Below are 2,644 nucleotides of genomic sequence, written 5' to 3'. Positions count from 1 at the left end.
TGCTTCCTCCATTCTCTACATAATCAATTACTTTTTTTCTCAAGTCTAGGCTATAGGACATTTTTCTGTATGGGTTGCTTGTTTCTCCTTATTTTACCCTATTTTTTACTTGTATCAGGCTTATTTGAAATGACTATACTTTGATAGCAAGGATTGCATTGTATCTTTCATATTCTGATCTGACAACGCCTCTTTTCTAGCTTGACTTTCAACTAGCAACCATCTTTGTTTTATCCCCCCATAGTTAGAGCTTGTTTCCCGCCAGGAATAACCTGGTATTTCTGAATCGGTTAACTCTTTTTCTGAGATGCTATCGACTAACTCTTGAGCCTCTTTAATGCTGAAGGGGACTCGAGATAACCAACGCATTTCTCTCATTAGTCTTTTTAAACCCCAGGGCGCTATCGCCGACTATTAAACTGTCAAAGTCAACTTGTTTTTGAAATTCTCGGGCGATTTGACCAAAAACCGCTTTGTCCGCTTCATTTCCGTCACCTACTTTCAGGAATAAAGGTACATCTCCATCCCCACTTACGATTAAGTCAATCATAAATTGTTTCAAGTCAGGTCGTCGGTCGCGGGAGTATCCGTAGGTAATTTTTATTGGCTGTTGTCTGGTTTCAATTTCTTCTCCCACTGCTCCTGATTTCAGGATTTCTACTGTTGGGTATTCCTTGTTATAGCGTTTTTCAGTCTGCTGAGGTACAAAAGTTATGGGTTTTAGGCACTCATGCAAGAGGCAAAAGGCAAAGGGGAAGAAAAACAGGTGTACCTCACTAGCTTAGGAAACGCTATATATTCTCCTTCCACTGATAGAGAAGTCGCCTCTAAATGGCAATTCTCGGTCGCTACACCAAATTTTTTCACGGCTGCTAAACTAATCAGTAGGAAAATGACCGAAACATTCAGTTGATAAAGTTTGTCCATTACTCGACCAATTTTATCATCATTCAATTGTTTGGGTTCGATGCCCTCTCCCAGCAAATGTTCGGTTGCTTTATCTTCAAAAAATTGAGGAAATAAATACAAGGACCCGGAGACAAATCCCAATCCATTCAGGATAATTGCTTTCACGACTTGCCCCGCTGTGACAATTTCTCCTCGCTCAATTGAGACTTGTTCGTTGATAATTTCAACGATTCCTATTTCATCGATAATTCCGGCTACTAATCCCAGATGGTCTAGATTTTTGACTTCAATTTCTGTTGATTGATCCATGGTCGAACAGCCCACTGCCTAAGTTTTCCAACAATTCCTATTTTTTCATAATTAGGGGTCTCAAGACCGCCCTAGCGGCCACCGAGAAAACCTTCACCAGCTAAGTATTTTTACTCAAGTCTCTGGAGGGGGACAGCTTATGTGACAGTTGAGGGTGCGGAATGTGGGTTACTAATGTATTGATGAAACCAACCCAGCCTGCTTCTAAATCCTTAAGATTGTCTTTGTTCAGAACTTGCAGCAAGGTATCAATACCAAGAGGATCGGTTTGATAGTTGTCTCGATAGGTGCGATAAAATTGACGCAAAAGCCCTAATTCTTGAAGGTAGTAGCACAAATATCGAGCCTCAGCATAGTGGAGTTCAATGCCATCCCCACTGAAGGCGTTTCTGTCAAGCCGAGTTAACTCAGTGAGCGGAACAAGCTGTTTCTCTCGGATAGCCTCCTTCAGTAGAGGCAGCCGCCAATTGAGTAACCCTCGAATTTCATCGTTGACACCCACACTTTGCTCGAATAAAGAAGCCAATCCCTCATCAATCCACGGGGGAATCGAAGGTAAATCTGCGTGTAAGTAAGCGTGGACTAATTCATGCGCTAAAGTTCCCGTTCCCGTAGCCAAATTGACCATTAAAGCATCGTTTGTGGCAAAGCCAGCAGCGTTTAAGGGGACGTAACCGTACCACTGCAAGGTATAGTTATAGTAAGATTCAGGAGTCTGGAAAAGATAGATTGTCTTGCTACCAGTGGAGGAAGCTTTTCGGGTAAAGTCTCGTAGCATCTGCTGGTGAAGCCAGAGGACTGTATAAGTTTTCACCCTATCTGTCATGAATTTCGGGGCTTCACTGGCAATTAAAAACGGTCCAGCACTGTCTATTTGGAAAGTGGGATTGAGTCGCTTTCGCAACTCCTGTTTGGCTAGGTGTAATTCGTCAGTCGGTGGAGGCTGAACTGGTTGATTAGACACTCCAAAGTTGATGGATGCCAGTTCTCTCCCTGCTGTATCGTATTCTTTCCAAATGCCAACTTTATTACCTTGATGAAATTGTCCCTGAAAGTGAACTTTCCCGTTGCTGTGGAAACTGCGCCACTCCCCCTCCTGAATGCCTTGGGAAAAATGATCCGTTTCAACCAGAATGCCGTTTGACCAAGCTTCCCACAAGCCGTGCTTCTGGTCTTGAGAGAAAGACCCTTTCCACCAAAGATTGCCCTGTTCGTCAAAGGATTCCCAGAGACCATCCTTTTGGTCAGCGACAAAATAGACCTCTTGCAAAAGTCTTTCGTGATGCAATAAAGGGTTATTTATTTTTGCCAATACTCTCACGAGACAGCGATCGCCACAATGAGATAGTGTTGCCAGCGTAATAAAAGAGTTTTTTTGTGATACTGTTTAAAATCTGTCCTTAATAGATAAAAAACAGAATAAGAG

Annotated in this window: 2 protein-coding genes and 1 pseudogene; all 3 read right to left on the bottom strand. The window is 42.6% G+C overall.

Annotated elements, in window-relative coordinates; translation table 11 throughout:
• A partial coding sequence (locus tag IM475_RS10195; RefSeq protein WP_271956410.1) for an IS630 transposase-related protein occupies window positions 1-61 on the bottom strand: 61 nt, incomplete at its 3' end.
• Between the two features lie 125 nt (window positions 62-186).
• Window positions 187-1,218, bottom strand: a pseudogene (locus IM475_RS23140) (IS1634 family transposase); the annotation flags it as partial.
• Window positions 1,219-1,318: 100 nt separating this feature from the next.
• Complete coding sequence (locus tag IM475_RS10180) at window positions 1,319-2,530, bottom strand: toxin-antitoxin system YwqK family antitoxin (protein WP_287727463.1); 1,212 nt, start codon at window positions 2,528-2,530, stop codon at window positions 1,319-1,321.
• Between the last annotated feature and the right edge of the window lie 114 nt (window positions 2,531-2,644).

Source organism: Microcystis sp. M061S2 (assembly GCF_020245605.1).
GTDB lineage: Bacteria > Cyanobacteriota > Cyanobacteriia > Cyanobacteriales > Microcystaceae > Microcystis.
This window is presented reverse-complemented; position numbering and strand designations above follow the sequence as displayed.